Below are 15221 nucleotides of genomic sequence, written 5' to 3' on the forward strand. Positions count from 1 at the left end.
GGACCACAGGTTCGCCGGATCGCCCGGCCTTCCGTGCACGATGGTTTTAACGTGTCCTTCGTGCTCTCCTCGGGGAGCGATGCACTATTGCCCCCGTCGCCATGCAGATGACTGATGCGCGCGGCCCGGTTGGGCCGCCACATCACCGCAGGACTTGACGCACAGACCCCGGGCGTCAGGACCACACGACTTGTTCGTCCGCGCACGTCCTCGCTGGGACTTCGGGTGCTGGCGTGTGCTCACACCCGAAGCCATGCCAAGACGCTTTCGGCATCGTGTCGTAGGCACGAAAGCCATTGCTCACAGCCGAAGCCGCCCTGCAATGCCTATTATGCCCGACGCCGTCGCGTCCATCGCTGCCCAGCCCGCGGTTCGTGACGATCGCGATCCGCCCCTTGTCTCGGGCCAGGGTATGTCGCTTGTACGTCAAATCCGAATTTCGGTAAAGTGGAATATTTTACGAGGTGGGCTTGACGGGCGATGTGGCGGAAGTGGTCGTCGCTGTTTTGCCCGACGGGCACGGGCAGGCGAGGACGACGGCTTCGCCCAAAGAGTTGAGACGGCAGCTTTTGAGGACAGAGAGTAAGTCCGCCGGCGCGGTCATCATCGACGGCTTGTGCCCCTGGACGGACATTCAACGGAAACCTCGAAATTCCTCATGGAATTCTGGCCAAGCGCGTGCAGCGCGAGCCCGGAACGATTTTTACCGAAGGTTGTTAAGGCTCAAATTATCTGATGTCGCTTCTATCGTGGCATGACGCCAGCAAGGGAAGGCGCTTTCGCCCAGCTTGAGGCCCCGAGCTCTTTGTTGAAGAGTCGCGGTCGGCCTTACGTTCGGTCGAACTCTAAAAGGAAAAACGGCATGACGAAAAGCACGCTCGATCTGGCACGTGCCAGGTTAAAGGCATACGTCGATAAGGATCGGACAGCGATCGAAGCGCTTCTTGCGGACGACTATCACTTCTCAAGTCCAGTCGACAATGAGTTGGATCGTGCGACTTATCTGCGCCGTTGCTGGCCCAACAGCGAGAAGACCAATTCGTTCGATGAAGTCATCGCGACCGAGGATGGAAGCCGAGCAGTCATCGTCTATGAGGCAGCTGCCGCAGGGGGCACAGGTTTCGTAATTGCGAGGTAACCACTGCTCGCGGAGACAAGATCGTTCGGGTGGAAGTCTACTTTGGATGGGATATGCCTCACAAAGCGCCGAAAGGCGGCTCCGTCGAAAATGACGGCGAGGGTCACGCTTAGCGGGATGCCGGTCGAGCTACGATCAACAACGCAGCTTTGGCATTTGTAGGCCCTTGGTCTCATCCCATGCGCGGTCATCCACGTCTCGACCTCGTCCGGGTTCGTCAGGATCACAGGCATCGCTTTCGCGCGGATGGCATTGCAACATGCTAGCGAAGCCGCGCGCGCATTATCACTATCACTGACGGCAGGAGGCTCAGTAAGCGAGCTTTGGGTACCAGTCGGTGCCGCGGCCTTCTGGCGTGGTATCGAGGATGGTCCAGAGCGGATCGAAGTCGGGCGCGCCGCGCGGATCCTGTTGGGGGTCGGCCATCGTGCCGCTCATCTCGCCGGACCAAAAATGTCGGATCGTGCCGTCGCGCTGTGTGAACACGCTGTAGCCGGGCACGTCGGCATCCTCGGCGCTGACATAGTCGCGCGTGTAATCGCCGGAGATGTCAGAGAAGACCTTGTGCCGCGTCCAGCCGCGCGCCTTCTTTGCCTCGATCAACCTGGCGATCGGTGACCGCGCGATGAAGACGAACCCGATACGCTGCTCGATGTCGGGTAATTTGTGCTCCCATGTGCTCATGAATGAGGTGCACATCGGGCAGGGCGTCTGCCGCTGCGGCCCGAACATGTAGCTGTAGACCGCGAGCGTCTGCTTGCCGTCGAACAAATCGGCGAAATTCACTTTGCCATTCTCGCCTTCAAACACGTAGTTTTTCTTCACCTCGCCGCCGGGCGGAAGCGCCCGGCGCAGTTCAGCGACACGCTCGATCTGACGACGCAGCTCGATCTCCTTCGTCAGGAGGTCTTGCCGGGCGCGGCGATAATCGACGCTTTCGTTGGGAAAATGAGCCTTGTTCGTACCAGCAAGCTCCGAAGCAGGCTTCAGGATGGAACTATCCATTGCATGACCTCTGGTTGGGGCCGATATCTGGGAAGACGTCCGGCGGCACCTCGTTCCGACACCTTCGCTCAACTATTTGGAAAGCGCTCGGTTGGTCCAAAAGATCCTGCTGCGGGTCGCTGCGGTGTTTCGAGCGCGCGTGGCCTCTAGGCCAAACGCCTGCTCATCAAGGTCGGTCCTTGGGTCCTTGCCCCTGAGCATAGTCGCCATGCAACCCTGACCGCTTAGCGATGCCTTCCATTGGCAAACCGGACGTGACGAACCAATCAGTCGGTGTCCTAGATCACCCCCGCCAGCCGCAACGCCACGCCCGCCGCGCAACTGCCGGCCAGCACCGTCAACATCCCCAGCTTGAACCGGAAGATCGCAGTTGCCGCCGCGATCGACAGCAGCAGCGCGGGGATGTCGATGCTGGTCAGCACCGGCATGTCGAAGTCCAGCGGAAACGCATGCACCGGCACGGTCTCGCGGAACAGCGTGTGCAGCGCGAACCAGATCGAGAGGTTGAGGATCACGCCGACGACGGCGGCGGTGATAGCGCTCAGCGCGCCCGCAAGCCCGGTGTTGCCGCGCAGCCGTTCGATGTAGGGAGCACCGACAAAGATCCAGAGGAAGCAGGGCGTGAAGGTGACCCAGGTCGCGAGCAATCCGCCGAGCGTGGCCGCAAGCATCGGCGACAGACCGCTGGCGTCGCGGTAGGCGGCCATGAAGCCCACGAACTGGAGCACCATGATCAGCGGACCCGGCGTGGTCTCGGCCATGCCGAGGCCGTCGAGCATCTCGTGCGGCTTGAGCCAGTGATAGTGCTCGACCGCCTGCTGGGCGACATAGGCCAGCACCGCATAGGCGCCGCCGAAGGTGACCAGCGCCATTTTCGAGAAGAACAGCGCGATGTGGCTGAAGACATTGTCCTGTCCAACAGCGAGCAACAGCGCGATCACCGGCACCAGCCAGAGCGCCAACCACAACGCGCCGACGCGAATAGTGCGCGCGGTGTTGGGGCGTACATGCTCGGGCACGGCGTCGCCGAGCATGCTGTCGATCACGGCGCTGCTGCCGCTAGCGCCGTGACCGGCCGGCGCGAATTCCGGACGTCCCTGTTTGGCACCGATATATCCGATGACGCCTGCGGCGATGATGATGACCGGGAAGGGGATCGCGAAGAAGAAAATCGCGACGAAGGCGATCGCGGCGAGCGCGATCATGATGCGGTTCTTCAATGCGCGCTTGCCGACTCGCACCACGGCCTCGACGACGATGGCGAGCACGGCGGCTTTCAAGCCGAAGAACAGCGCCTCGACGAAGCTGACATTGCCGTAAGCGGCGTAGACGTAGCTCAGTCCCATGATGGCGATGATGCCGGGCAGGATGAACAGCCCGCCCGCCATCAGGCCGCCGGCGGTGCGGTGCATCAGCCAGCCGACATAGGTCGCGAGTTGCTGCGCCTCCGGGCCCGGCAGCAGCATGCAGTAATTGAGCGCGTGGAGGAAACGGGCTTCCGAGATCCAGTTCTTCTCCTCGACCAGGATGCGGTGCATGACGGCGATCTGGCCCGCGGGCCCGCCAAAACTCAGGCAGGCGACGCGGAGCCAGACGCGAAAGGCTTCGCTGAAGCTGACGCCGTGACCGGCATCAGCTCCTGCTTCGATCGTGCGGGTATCCATCAAGCCTTCGCCTTGTTGGTCGGCCAGTTGTGGGTCTCGGACGTGGCGTCACGGCACCAGCGATAGAAGGCGTCGTAGAGCAGCATGCCGGCCTCGAGCTGTTCGAGGTCGTCATCATACATCCGCGACAGCCCGAGCGAAGCTGCGAGCAGGCCGGGCGCCTCCGGCGCAAGGTCGGGCCGCCCGGTGTCGGCGCCGCGCACCAGTGTTGCGAGCCGGAGCAGCGCCGGCGCTGCAATCCCGAACTCCTCGATCATCACGTCGAAGGTGCAGAGCTCGCCACGGTGGCTCCAGAACACGTTCTCGATGTCGAAGGGGGCTGCCTTGAAGCGTTCGCCGACGGCGACCACTTCGGAGGGCGCCACGAACAGGAACACCGCATTGGGATCGACGAAGCGGCGGATCAGCCAGGGGCAGGCGATGCGGTCGACCTTGGGCCGCGCCCGCGTCACCCAGACGGTGCGTCCCTTGGCGTCGCGCGGCGGCAGCTTGCGGGTATCGAGCAGCGGCAGCTTTGCGTCCTTCCAGCCCTCGAAGCCGCCTTCCAGCGTCTCGGCCTGGACCCCAAGCTGCCTGAGCCAGGCCGCCGTGCCCTGCGCCAGCTTTGCGCCGCGCAGGCAGGAGACGATGGCGGTGCGGCCGGCGAATTCGGCACCCCATTCCGGAACATTGTCGTGGCTGAGCTTGATCGAACCTGGGATCAACCGCCGGTCGGCGGCAAAATCCTCGTCGGTGCGCACGTCGATCAGGGCAGGGGCGTTCGCCGTGCCGATCAACCGTGCCAATTTGTCAGATGATATCGTCGTGTAGGAAGACATGATGCGCCCTCGTAAGAACAAACGGGACGCGATACTTGGGCATGTCGCCTCGTGGGGAGATCGCTCAAATCCCCATGGCCGTCATTACACCGAAACGGCACCTACCTGTCAATCGGCTCATTCCGGCGATTTTGCCCAGAAGACTCGCAGGTCTATATTAGGGGTCAACGGCCCGGACCTTTCGGAGACTTTGCGATGCATTCCCATTCCATCGAACAATGGACCCATGACCACGCCTTTCTGGGCGACAAGCACGACGAGAACGAGCGGCGCACCTTGCTCGTCGTCATCCTGACGCTGGTCATGATGGTCGGCGAGATCGTCGCCGGCTCGCTGTTCGGCTCGATGGCGCTGCTCGCTGATGGCTGGCACATGGGCACGCATGCGGCGGCGCTGGGGATTGCCGCGTTCGCGTATCGCTTTGCGCGGCGGCATCTGGGGAGCTCGCATTTCAGCTTCGGGACCGGCAAGTTCGGCGATCTCGCCGCCTTCGCCAGCGCGATCATCCTCGGCCTGATCGCGGTCGAGATCGCCTATGAGAGCGTGCTGCGGCTGATCAATCCGGTGCCGATCGTCTATGGCGAGGCGATCGTGGTCGCTGCCCTCGGCCTGTGCGTCAATCTCGCCAGTGCCTGGCTGCTCCGCGACAGCCATGGTCATCACCATCACGGCCATGCGCATGATGATCACGACGATCATGACCATGATCACCACCACCATCACGACAACAATCTCCGCGCGGCCTATGTCCACGTCATGGCGGACGCAGCGACCTCGGTGCTGGCGATCGCCGCGCTCGTGGTCGCCATGTATTCGGGATGGGCCTGGGCCGATCCGGCGGTCGGCCTGATCGGCAGTGCCGTGATCGCAAGCTGGGCGTTCGGCCTGATCAAGACATCAGGCGCGGTGCTGCTCGACGTGCGCGCCGACGAGAAGCTCGAGCGTGTGATCCGGGCGCGCATGGAGATCGGTGACGACCGCGTCACCGATTTGCATCTGTGGCAGGTCGGCCCCGGCCATTGCGCCGTGCTGGTGTCGGTGGTCTCGGACAAGCCGAAGCAGCCGGCGGTCTACAAGAAGCGGCTCGCCGGGCTGAAGGGCCTCAGCCACGTCACCGTCGAGGTCGAGACCTGCCCGCACTGAAGCGGTCTGCGGGAATTCTGCGAACGGACCGGGGTTGACCCTCGGTCACAGCCGACAAGACAGCCGACCTGGCTGCAAGGGAGGAACGAATGATGCCAAAGATCAAAAAGATCAAGCTCGCCGTCGTTGTCGCTGCACTCGTTCTGTCCGGTCATGCGGTGCTCGCGCAGTCCGAAAAGACCGGTGTCGAAAAACTCTACGTGCTCAATTGCGGCGAGGGCACCGCCGGCGACATCTCGCGCTGGACGCCCGGTCTCAATGAGGGCAAGACGATGGACTTCGTCGACAGCTGCTATCTCGTGAAGCACGCCAAGGGCTGGTTCCTGTGGGATACCGGCATCGCCGACGCAGTCGCCGCGATGCCGAATGGCCTTGCGCCCGCCGATCCCAAAGCCGTGACCTGGCGCCGGCCGAAGACGCTTGCCGCGCAGCTCGAACAGCTCGGCCTCAAGCCCGGTGACGTCAAGATGATGGCCGTCTCGCACACCCATCCCGACCATACCGGCAATGTCGAGCTGTTCCCGCAGGCCATGCTCTATGTGCAGAAGGCCGAGTATGACTGGCCCGGCGCCAACAACGAGCCGCGCTTCAAGCCGTCGCATCCGGTCGAGCTGCTTGCGGGCGACAAGGACGTGTTCGGCGACGGCAGCGTGACCATCCTGTCGACGCCCGGCCATACGCCGGGACACCAATCGCTGCTGGTGACGCTGCCGAAGACCGGCGCCGTCGTGCTGTCGGGCGATGCGGTGCACTTCAAAGACAATTGGGACAACCGCCGTGTGCCGAGCATGAACGCCAACAAGGACCAGAGCGCGGCCTCGATGCAGAAGATCGCCGACACGCTCGGCAAGGAGAAGGCGCAACTCTGGATCAACCACGACAAGATCCAGCGCGACAGCCAGAAGATGTCGCCCGAGTTTTACGACTAGCTTCCCGCGACGCCCCTGTTGCCACTACGGTGGCAGCAGGGGCGTGCTAGCGCCCTCAGCAAGCTCCGCAACGGGAGACGATTGTGGGTGAGTGGGCCGGGGTTGCGATCGCGCTGGCGTCGAGCAGCCTTGGCGGCACTGCCGCGGCGATCACCCGCTATCTGGTCGGCGGCGCCGATCCGATCCTGCTCGCGATCCTGCGCTGGGGGATCGGCTTTCTCTGCCTGCTGCCGTGCGCGCTTCTGCTCGGCGTGCGCTGGCCGCAGCGGTCCGACTGGCCGGCCGTGGCGCTGCTCGGCATCTGCTTTTTCGGCGTGTTCTTCATCCTCTACAACATCGCGGTGTCCTACACGACCGCCGCGCGCGCCAGTCTCGCGCTGGCGACGCTGCCGCTCCACACCATGGTGGTCGGCGCCATCCTCGGCGTCGAGCGGCTGACGGCGCGCAAGATCACCGGCGTCGGCATCGCGGTGCTCGGCGTGGCGGCGGCACTGGCCGCGGGCCTGGCGCAAAGGCCGCCCGAGGCCTGGCGCGGCGAGCTGATCATGACCGGTGCCGTGTTCTGCATGGCGTTCTACAACGTGCTGTCGCGCCCGCTGATGCAGCGCTCCAGCCCGCTCGGCTTTCTCACGGTCGGCATGGGAGCAGGCGCCGCCGTGCTGGTGCTTGCGGGTATCGTGAAGGGCAGCTTTGCAGCGCTGGGGCAGTTCACGACGGCGCAGTGGATTGCCGGCATCTATCTCGGCATCGGCGGCGGTGCGCTCGCCTTCGTCCTCTGGGTCATGGCGCTGGCGCGCGCGACGCCGACCCGGGTCGCCAATACGATGACGGTCAATCCGATCGCCGCCACCTTGCTCGCCGCGCTGCTGATCGGCGAGCCGATCACGCCAAATCTACTGATCGGGCTGGTCGCCGTGTTCGCCGGCATCTGGATCGCGACCGGCGAAACGAAGCCGGCCTAGGTGCGCGGTGCCGTGACCGGCGGCGGGCTCGCTTCCGGCGCCTTCTTCGGTTTCAGCGAGCCGGCGTAGAAGGAGATCAGCCAGACCAGGATGACGGCGAGGAGATAGACACCCCAGGCCTGCGGCGGGCGTAGTCGCCCAGCGCAGGAGGCCTTTGAATGTGCGGGGTGGGCGCGTGTCTTCGGTCATGCTGCGCTTGTGCGCGAAAGCTCCGGCCCGGTCAATCCGGCCGCGGTTGCGCGCGGATCATGAACAGCGCGGCCAGCGCCGAGAGGCTGAGCGCGGAGGAGACGATCAGCACCTTGGCGCCCATGACGTCGATGAGCAGGCCAAAGGCCAGCGGCGCCACGGCCTGCGCCATCCGTGCCGGCGCGCCGATGATGCCGAGGCGATAGCCGAAATCCTTGGGGCCGAAGATCGACAGCGGCAGCGTGCCGCGCGCGATGGTCAGGATGCCGTTGCCGGAGCCGTGGAATAGCGCAAACGCACTGGCCGCGGCGCCGCCGAAGATCGCCACGACCACCGCGCCGATCGGGTGAGTGAGGCAGGCGAGCCGCGTCGACCACAGCGGATGAAAGCGGCTGAGGAAGCCTGCCTCCAGAACCCGTGCGGCCACTTGCGCGGGGCCGATCAGCGCACCGGCCGCGATCGCCTCGACCGGCGTCGCGCCGGTTGCCTCCAGGATGCGCGGGAAATGCGCGGCCATCGCGCCGGTGACGGTCCAGACCGCGGCAAAGATGAAGGCGAGCAGCACCATGGTGCGGTCGAGCGGCAGATGCGGCTTCGCCGCTGTCGCCGCTGCTTGCTTGGCGCCCTTGATCGTCGGCAGCAGGAAGAAATTGAGCGGCAGGCCGATCAGGATATTGGCAGCGGCCCAGGCGAAGCAGGTGTCGCGCCAGCCAAAATGCGACAGGCCCCAGGCGGTGAGCGGCCAGCCGACGGTCGATGCAAAGCCCGCCATCAGCGTGATGCCGGTGATCGGCCTGCGCGCCTCGGTGCCGTAGATGCGCCCGAGCGCGGCGAAGGCGGCGTCGTAGAGACCCATCGCCATGCCGATGCCGAGCACGAGCCAGGCCATTGCCATCACCGCCACCGATTGCGAGAGGCCGAGCAGAACGAGGCCGGCGGCGATCGTCAGGTTCGACACCGAGAGGACCTGCCGGCCGCCGACCAGATCGATCTGTCGCCCGATGCGCGGCCCGAGCAGCGCCGAAATCACCAGCGAGGCCGAGAACGCGCCAAACACCCAGTTGGAGGAGATACCGAGATCGCGCGCCATGGGATCGGCGAGCAGCGCCGGCAGATAGTAGCTCGAGGCCCAGGCCAGGGTCTGCGTGGTACCGAGCGCCAGGATGATCGGAAGCTGGCGCTGGCTCATATCCCCGTATTTCTGATCGGCGGTGTCATCATTCGCATTTGCCGCCCGAGGCGGGAGCGCGTCAACAGCGTCCGCGACATATGCGACCTGCCGCGGGCGGGAGCCTTGGCCGTGAGCGGAGCTTTGGCGACGCAAGCTCCGCGCGCCGCCTTTCGCTCGTCACGAATGCACGCCATAATGGCGCATGCAATTGACCTCTCGCCTTGCGCTGATGAACTGGTTGGCCGGCCAGGGGCTCACCGGCCTGCCCGAACCCGAACTGCTGCGCGGCTTCTGCGAGCGCTGCCGCGCCGAGGGGCTGGAACTCTCGCGTGGCCTTGTCGTCATCGATACGCTGCACCCGATCTACGAGGGTCGCGCCTTCCGCTGGAGCGATACACCGACCAACGAGAGCGACGTCGTCGAATACGGCTCGACGGCCGAGGGCGACGCGGCCAACAATTGGCGCCGGTCGGTTTTCTATCATTTGCTCGAGCACGGTCACGACGAGATGGTGATCGACCTCGCCGACGCGCCCTCGCTCGATTTTTCACAAATCGGCGAGCTCGCCGAAACCGGTCATCGCCATTTCCTGGCCTTTGTGCACCGGTTCGGGGAGACCGGAGCGCTGGGGCAGATGGACTGCCTCTACTCCTCCTGGACAACGCGACGCGACAGCGGCTTCGCCGACGCCGAACTCGCCGCGCTGCGCGATCTCGTGCCGGTGCTGGGGCTCGCGATCAAGTCGGCGCAGCAGGTCGACATCGCGCGCACGCTCGGCCGCGTCTATCTCGGCCGCGATGCGTCAGAGCAGGTCTTGAGCGGACGTATCTCGCGCGGCGTCACCGAGCGCATCAACGCCGTGCTGTGGTATTCGGATCTGCGCGGCTCGACCGGAATCAGCGAGAGCATCGGCCCCGACGAGATCATCCCGTTCCTCAACGACTATGCGCAGGCCGTGATCGACGCGATCCACGACGCCGGCGGCGACGTGCTGAAGCTGATCGGCGACGGCGTGCTTGCGATGTTCACCGGTGAAGACATGGCGCATGCCCGGCGCGCGGCGCTGCGCGCCGAGCATCTGTTCCGCAAGAACGTCGCTGCGCTGAACCTGAGGCGGGGCGCGGAGGGCCGTCCCACCACGTCCGCCTATATCGGCCTGCATGTCGGCGAGGTCTTCTACGGCAATATTGGCAGCGAGGACCGGCTCGACTTCACCGTGGTCGGTCCGACCGTGAACGAGGTCAGCCGCATCGCCTCGATGAGCCGTTCGGTCGATCGCGAGCTGCTGGCATCGGCAGAATTCTACAAGGGCCTCGACGCCGCCGGCCGCCGCTATCTCGTCTCCACAGGCCGCTACGCGCTGCGTGGCATCGGCCGTGCGCAGGATCTCTACACGCTTGATCCGGAGGTGGACGCGAGCGAGCCGGTGACAGGCAGCTACGAGCGGTATCTGGCGAACTAGGCTGGCTGCTTCAACATACTCCGTCATTGCGAGGAGCTCTTGCGACGAAGCAATCCAGACTGTCTCCGCGGACGGATTCTGGATTGCTTCGCTTCGCTCGCAATGACGGTGCAGCTAACACCGCGCCACCGCCTCATCGCCCACCATGTCCGGCTGCCGGTCCAGCGCCACCGCGGGCGAGAGCCAAATGACCAGCGCCTGCACGCCGAACACGGCGGCGGCGAGATAGAGGCACGCTTCGGCGCTCCACAGGCCGCCGACGATCGCACCCAGCGCCGAGCCGACCGGACGGGCGCCATAGCTCATGATGTTGATGGCGGAGACGCGGCCGAGCAGGCGAGGCGGCGTCACCGACTGGCGCAGCGTCGTGGTCGAGATCACCCACAGGATCGGCCCGACGCCGAGCAGAAAGAAGCTCAAGGCCGCAAGCCAGGGCGAGGGGACCAGCACCGTCAGCGCCATCACCACCGCCGCGACGAAGCCGGTAACGGGGCCGAGGCCGACGACCGTGCCGAACGCGATGCGCTTCATCACCCGCGTCGCGAACAGCGCGCCGATCACCATGCCGACACCGTACATCGTCAGCACGGTGCCGACGCCGACCGCGTTTAGGCCGAGGTGACGTACGGCATAGGGCACGAACACCGCGATCTGCAGGAACCATCCGGTGTTGAAGATGAACTGGGTGATGAACACCGGCCGCAGCAGCGGATGATGAAACACGAAGGCCGCGCCTTCGCGGATGTCCTGAAACGGATGCCGCCGTGGCGCCGGCGTGCGGGCGGGCTCGTAGATGCCGGAGAGCAGCACGACGGCGATCGCGGACAGCGCGGCCGCAAAGCCGAAGGCCGGGCTCGCGCCCCACCACCCGACCAGCGCGCCGCCGAGCGCAGGGCCGCTGGCGAAGGCGATGGTGCGTGCGAGCTCGATCCGCGCATTGGCCGCCGGTAGCAGGTCCGAACTCACCAGCGAGGGCACCAGCGCCGGCGCGGCCACGCTGTAGACGACGGTGCCGCACACGGCGGCAAAGCCGAGCAGCGCCAGCAGCGGCAGATTGAGCGCGCCGAGCGCGAGCAGCAGCACGATCGCTGCAAGGGCCGCGGCCCGCAGCGCCTCGGCGCCCGCCATCAGCGAACGGCGGGAGATGCGGTCGGCCAGCAGGCCGGCGGGGATGGCGAAGAGGACGAAGGGCAGGGTCAGCGCGGTCTGGAGCAGGCCGGTCTGGCCTTCTGCCACGCCGAGCGTCAGCACCGCGACGATGGGGGCCGCGGCCAGCGCGATCTGTTCGGCCGACTGTGCCGCCAAATTGGACCAGGCGAGGCGGTTGAATGTCTCGGGGAGGCGCGGGGGAATTGACATGGCTCGTTTCCTGCAAAGTCGGGTTGGCGCCAGTATCCGCCTCGGGAGGCTCCCAAACCCACCCGCTTCCCGACAGGGGCGACACATAGCGACCGCCGAGGGACCGACGCGGCTAGATGCAGTTGCAAATGAGTTGCAATAAGGCTCGACTTCGGTATTCTCGCCGCATGGATGCTCGCTCTCCCGATCTGACCCGAGATGCTGCCGGCTGGCGCAATGACGCGCCGATGACAAAGAGCCTGGCCGAGGTGAATGCCTCGGTCGCCCTCCCCATCGCGGGGGTGTGGTGGCGGCGCCTGCTCGCCTTCGTCGGCCCGGGCTATCTGGTTTCGGTCGGCTACATGGACCCCGGCAATTGGGCGACGGATCTCGCCGGCGGGTCCAAGTTCGGCTACACGCTGCTCTCCGTCATCCTGCTCTCGAATTTGATGGCGATCCTGCTGCAATCGCTGGCGGCACGGCTCGGCATCGTCACCGACCGCGACCTCGCGCAGGCCTGCCGCGGGACCTATTCGCCGGCCGTGAACTTTCTACTCTGGCTTGCCTGCGAGGCGGCGATCATCGCCTGCGATCTCGCCGAGGTCATCGGCACCGCGATCGCGCTCAAGCTGCTGTTCGGCATTCCCCTGATTGGCGGCGCGCTGATCGCCGCGCTGGATGCCTTTTTGCTGCTCATCCTGATGAATCGGGGCTTCCGTTTCCTCGAAGCCTTCGTCATCGCGCTGCTCGTCGTGATCGCAGTCTGCTTCACCGTCCAGCTTGCCGCGGCAGCCCCGCCGGTCGCCGAGATGCTGAGGGGATTTGTGCCGAAGACCGAGATCTTCACCAACCCCGAAATGCTCTACATCGCGATCGGCATCATCGGCGCCACCGTGATGCCGCATAATCTCTATCTGCACTCCTCGATCGTGCAGACGCGCGCCTATGAGCGCAACGACGAAGGCCGGCGCGAGGCGATCAAATGGGCGACGACGGATTCGACCATCGCCCTGATGCTGGCGCTGTTCATCAATGCCGCGATCCTCGTGGTGGCTGCTGCAACCTTCCACAAGAGCGGCCATTCCGACGTCGCCGAGATCGGCCAGGCCTTCGAGCTGCTGTCTCCGTTGCTCGGCCTCGGCATCGCCTCGACGCTGTTCGCAGTGGCGCTACTCGCCTCAGGCCTGAATTCAACGGTGACGGCGACGCTCGCCGGCCAGATCGTGATGGAGGGCTTTCTCGACCTGCGCCTGCCGAGCTGGGCGCGGCGGTTGCTGACCCGCGGCATCGCGATCATTCCCGTGATCGTCGTCACCGCGATCTATGGCGAGCGCGGCACGGCTGATCTGCTGGTATTCAGCCAGGTCGTGTTGTCGATGCAATTGCCCTTCGCCGTCATCCCGCTGGTCCGCTTCGTCTCCGACCGCCGCAAGATGGGCAAGTTCGTCATACCGGTATGGGTCGCGGCGATCGCGTGGATCGTCGCCGGCATCATCGTGGTTTTGAACTTGAAGCTGCTCGCGGACACGCTGTTCGGGTGACCACACCACGGCTGTCGTCGTCCGGCTTGACCGGACGACCCAGTATTCCAGAGACAGTAGTGACTGAGCCGAGGCGCCGCGGCGTACTGGATGCCCCGCTTTCGCGGGGCATGACGGAGAGCTAATCCTGCGGCTCGGACGTCGCATCGCCTTGCGCGTCGATGCGCAGCCAACCTGACGGCGCGAGGCGCTGCTGCGGCAGGAAGCGGGCCTTGTAGTCCATCTTCTTGGAGCCCTCGATCCAGTAGCCGAGATAGACGTAAGGCAATCCCTGCCGCCGGGCGCGGGCAATGTGGTCGAGGATCATGAAGGTGCCCATCGAGCGGCTGACTTCGCCCGGCTCGAAGAACGAATAGACCATCGACAGGCCGTCGCTGAGCACGTCGGTCAGCGCCACCGCGATCAACTCCTCGCCGCGGCCGGTGATGCCGCTGTCGGGACCGCGCTTGCGGTACTCGATGATACGGGTCTCGACGTGGCTGTCCTCGACCATCATGGCGTAGTCGAGCACGGTCATGTCGGCCATGCCGCCATGGCGGTGACGGGAATCGAGATAGGCGCGGAACACCGAATATTGCTCGGAGGTCGGCACCGCGCTGCGCTGCTCGCCGATGATGTCGGCGTTGCGCGCGATGACTTTGCGGAAGTTGCGGGAGGGGCGGAACTCGTTGGCGATCACCCGGACCGAGACGCAGGCGCGACACTGGTCGCAGGCGGGACGGTAGGCGATCGACTGGCTGCGACGAAAGCCGCCATGGGTCAGGAGGTCGTTGAGGTCACCGGCGCGCTCACCTACGAGGTGCGTAAACACCTTGCGCTCGTGCCGGCCCGGCAGATAGGGGCAGGGGGAGGGCGCCGTGAGGTAAAATTGTGGGGTGTCGCGCGAGTGCTGGGTCAAGGGACGTCGTGGGCCTCCAAAATGTGCATCAGCATCGCGCTACGAAAGCCCCCGGTCAATCGGTCTACTCGGCAGGTCAGATCGGACAGCATAGCGGGTCCAGGTTGATAGGTTCTTGATCCAGGTTGGTTGATCAGTAGGTCCTTGATCGAAAGGTCGCTGATCAGTAGGTCCTGGCGCCCTGGGGCACCGGCGCACGAACGGAATTGTTGATCACGACCGTTCCCAACAAGAAATCCTGCAGCAAGCGCCTGCGGCCGTTGAAGAGGCCGACCAGGACGACGAAAGGCGACAGGAACGAGACGGTCACCCAGAACAGCACGGCGTGGGTGGCCCCGAGCACGAAATAGCCGGGCGCGCCGTACCAGGTGCGCAACTCAAGATCCATCACGCGCATGCCGATGGTCGCGGACGACGGACCGCCGATGCAGGCGCCGTAATAGACGATGGCCCAGATCACGGAGGCCGGCCAGGCCAGCCAGAACAGCGCCCAGCCGATGCCGAGCGTGACCACGCCGAACACCGCGATGAAGAGGTAGCCGAGGATCACCGGCACCGAGATCACAACCATGTCGATCAGGAAGGCGAAGACCCGCCGCGTCGCAACGCCGCGGAACAGTTCCGGGTGCAGATAGGGATCGTAGGCATGTGGCTGCGCCCCACCGTCATTGCGCCAGGCATTGCCCGAGTCCGAGTACGACATGACCATTCTCCCGAGGGAAACTCCCGTGGCAGGACTCCCGTGGAAGGACATGGGAACAGGCCGTCCGCGTGCCAAGGGCGCCGAGATTAACAAGCCGAAATATTCCGGCGATTCGGGGGCGGCGGAGGCGGGAGGAAAGGACGCGGCGCCACACCCTCAGTGTCGTCCTGGCGAAAGCCAGGAGGTGGATTCACACTCGAAGTGCAACAGTTGAGAGGAGAAGGCCTCTGCCGGGGTTCTGAAGTCAAGGCATTTGCGCG

General features: G+C 65.0%; 13 protein-coding genes and 1 pseudogene. 6 read left to right on the forward strand and 8 right to left on the reverse strand.

Going from position 1 to position 15221, the window contains the following annotated elements; translation table 11 throughout:
• Window positions 1-862: 862 nt before the first annotated feature.
• Window positions 863-1138 (forward strand): nuclear transport factor 2 family protein, encoded by a 276-nt coding sequence (locus IVB42_RS02600; RefSeq protein WP_247396162.1) that lies wholly within the window; start codon window positions 863-865, stop codon window positions 1136-1138.
• Between the two features lie 309 nt (window positions 1139-1447).
• On the opposite strand, the gene IVB42_RS02605 is transcribed toward IVB42_RS02600, so the two are convergent.
• The 3 genes from IVB42_RS02605 to IVB42_RS02615 all read right to left on the reverse strand — a co-directional run bounded on the left by IVB42_RS02605 (window position 1448) and on the right by IVB42_RS02615 (window position 4625).
• Complete coding sequence (locus IVB42_RS02605) at window positions 1448-2143, reverse strand: DUF899 family protein (protein ID WP_018458398.1); 696 nt, start codon at window positions 2141-2143, stop codon at window positions 1448-1450.
• Window positions 2144-2421: 278 nt separating this feature from the next.
• Window positions 2422-3807 (reverse strand): chromate efflux transporter, encoded by a 1386-nt coding sequence (gene chrA, locus IVB42_RS02610; protein WP_018458396.1) that lies wholly within the window; start codon window positions 3805-3807, stop codon window positions 2422-2424.
• Window positions 3807-4625, reverse strand: a complete 819-nt coding sequence (locus IVB42_RS02615) for a chromate resistance protein ChrB domain-containing protein (protein ID WP_026233570.1) — start codon at window positions 4623-4625, stop codon at window positions 3807-3809. Before IVB42_RS02615 ends, chrA begins: the two co-directional genes overlap by 1 nt.
• A gap of 195 nt (window positions 4626-4820) precedes the next feature.
• Between IVB42_RS02615 and dmeF the strand changes: the two genes are divergently transcribed.
• The 3 genes from dmeF to IVB42_RS02630 all read left to right on the forward strand — a co-directional run bounded on the left by dmeF (window position 4821) and on the right by IVB42_RS02630 (window position 7659).
• A complete protein-coding gene (dmeF, locus tag IVB42_RS02620; RefSeq protein WP_018458394.1) occupies window positions 4821-5768 on the forward strand; it encodes a CDF family Co(II)/Ni(II) efflux transporter DmeF in 948 nt (315 codons plus the stop codon).
• A gap of 89 nt (window positions 5769-5857) precedes the next feature.
• Window positions 5858-6697: an N-acyl homoserine lactonase family protein gene (locus tag IVB42_RS02625; RefSeq protein ID WP_018458393.1), complete on the forward strand. Its 840-nt coding sequence runs from the start codon at window positions 5858-5860 to the stop codon at window positions 6695-6697.
• 83 nt (window positions 6698-6780) lie between these two features.
• Complete coding sequence (locus tag IVB42_RS02630; protein ID WP_247469669.1) at window positions 6781-7659, forward strand: DMT family transporter; 879 nt, start codon at window positions 6781-6783, stop codon at window positions 7657-7659.
• Here the strand turns inward: IVB42_RS02630 and IVB42_RS02635 are convergent.
• Window positions 7656-7848: pseudogene (locus IVB42_RS02635) on the reverse strand (hypothetical protein). The gene IVB42_RS02630 and the pseudogene IVB42_RS02635 overlap by 4 nt on opposite strands.
• Window positions 7849-7879: 31 nt before the next feature.
• On the reverse strand, window positions 7880-9037 hold the full coding sequence (locus tag IVB42_RS02640) for an MFS transporter (protein ID WP_018458391.1): 1158 nt from the start codon (window positions 9035-9037) through the stop codon (window positions 7880-7882).
• Window positions 9038-9221: 184 nt separating this feature from the next.
• Between IVB42_RS02640 and IVB42_RS02645 the strand changes: the two genes are divergently transcribed.
• Window positions 9222-10481: an adenylate/guanylate cyclase domain-containing protein gene (locus tag IVB42_RS02645; protein WP_026233569.1), complete on the forward strand. Its 1260-nt coding sequence runs from the start codon at window positions 9222-9224 to the stop codon at window positions 10479-10481.
• A gap of 114 nt (window positions 10482-10595) precedes the next feature.
• Here the strand turns inward: IVB42_RS02645 and IVB42_RS02650 are convergent, their stop codons facing one another.
• Entirely contained in the window at window positions 10596-11840 is a 1245-nt protein-coding gene (locus tag IVB42_RS02650) for an MFS transporter (RefSeq protein WP_018458389.1), read from the reverse strand.
• Window positions 11841-12007: 167 nt separating this feature from the next.
• Here IVB42_RS02650 and IVB42_RS02655 point away from each other — a divergent pair, with 167 nt between their 5' ends.
• Entirely contained in the window at window positions 12008-13360 is a 1353-nt protein-coding gene (locus tag IVB42_RS02655) for an Nramp family divalent metal transporter (RefSeq protein ID WP_018458388.1), read from the forward strand.
• A 121-nt stretch (window positions 13361-13481) separates the two neighbouring features.
• On the opposite strand, the gene IVB42_RS02660 is transcribed toward IVB42_RS02655, so the two are convergent.
• Together IVB42_RS02660 and IVB42_RS02665 are read right to left on the reverse strand one after the other, a co-directional pair.
• The gene (locus IVB42_RS02660) at window positions 13482-14258 is read right to left on the reverse strand and encodes an arginyltransferase (protein WP_018458387.1); all 777 of its coding nucleotides are present in this window, start codon (window positions 14256-14258) and stop codon (window positions 13482-13484) included.
• Between the two features lie 163 nt (window positions 14259-14421).
• The gene (locus tag IVB42_RS02665; RefSeq protein WP_039800407.1) at window positions 14422-14961 is read right to left on the reverse strand and encodes an RDD family protein; all 540 of its coding nucleotides are present in this window, start codon (window positions 14959-14961) and stop codon (window positions 14422-14424) included.
• Window positions 14962-15221: the final 260 nt, after the last annotated feature.

The organism is Bradyrhizobium sp. 45 (genome assembly GCF_023073155.1).
Classification (GTDB): domain Bacteria; phylum Pseudomonadota; class Alphaproteobacteria; order Rhizobiales; family Xanthobacteraceae; genus Bradyrhizobium; species Bradyrhizobium canariense_D.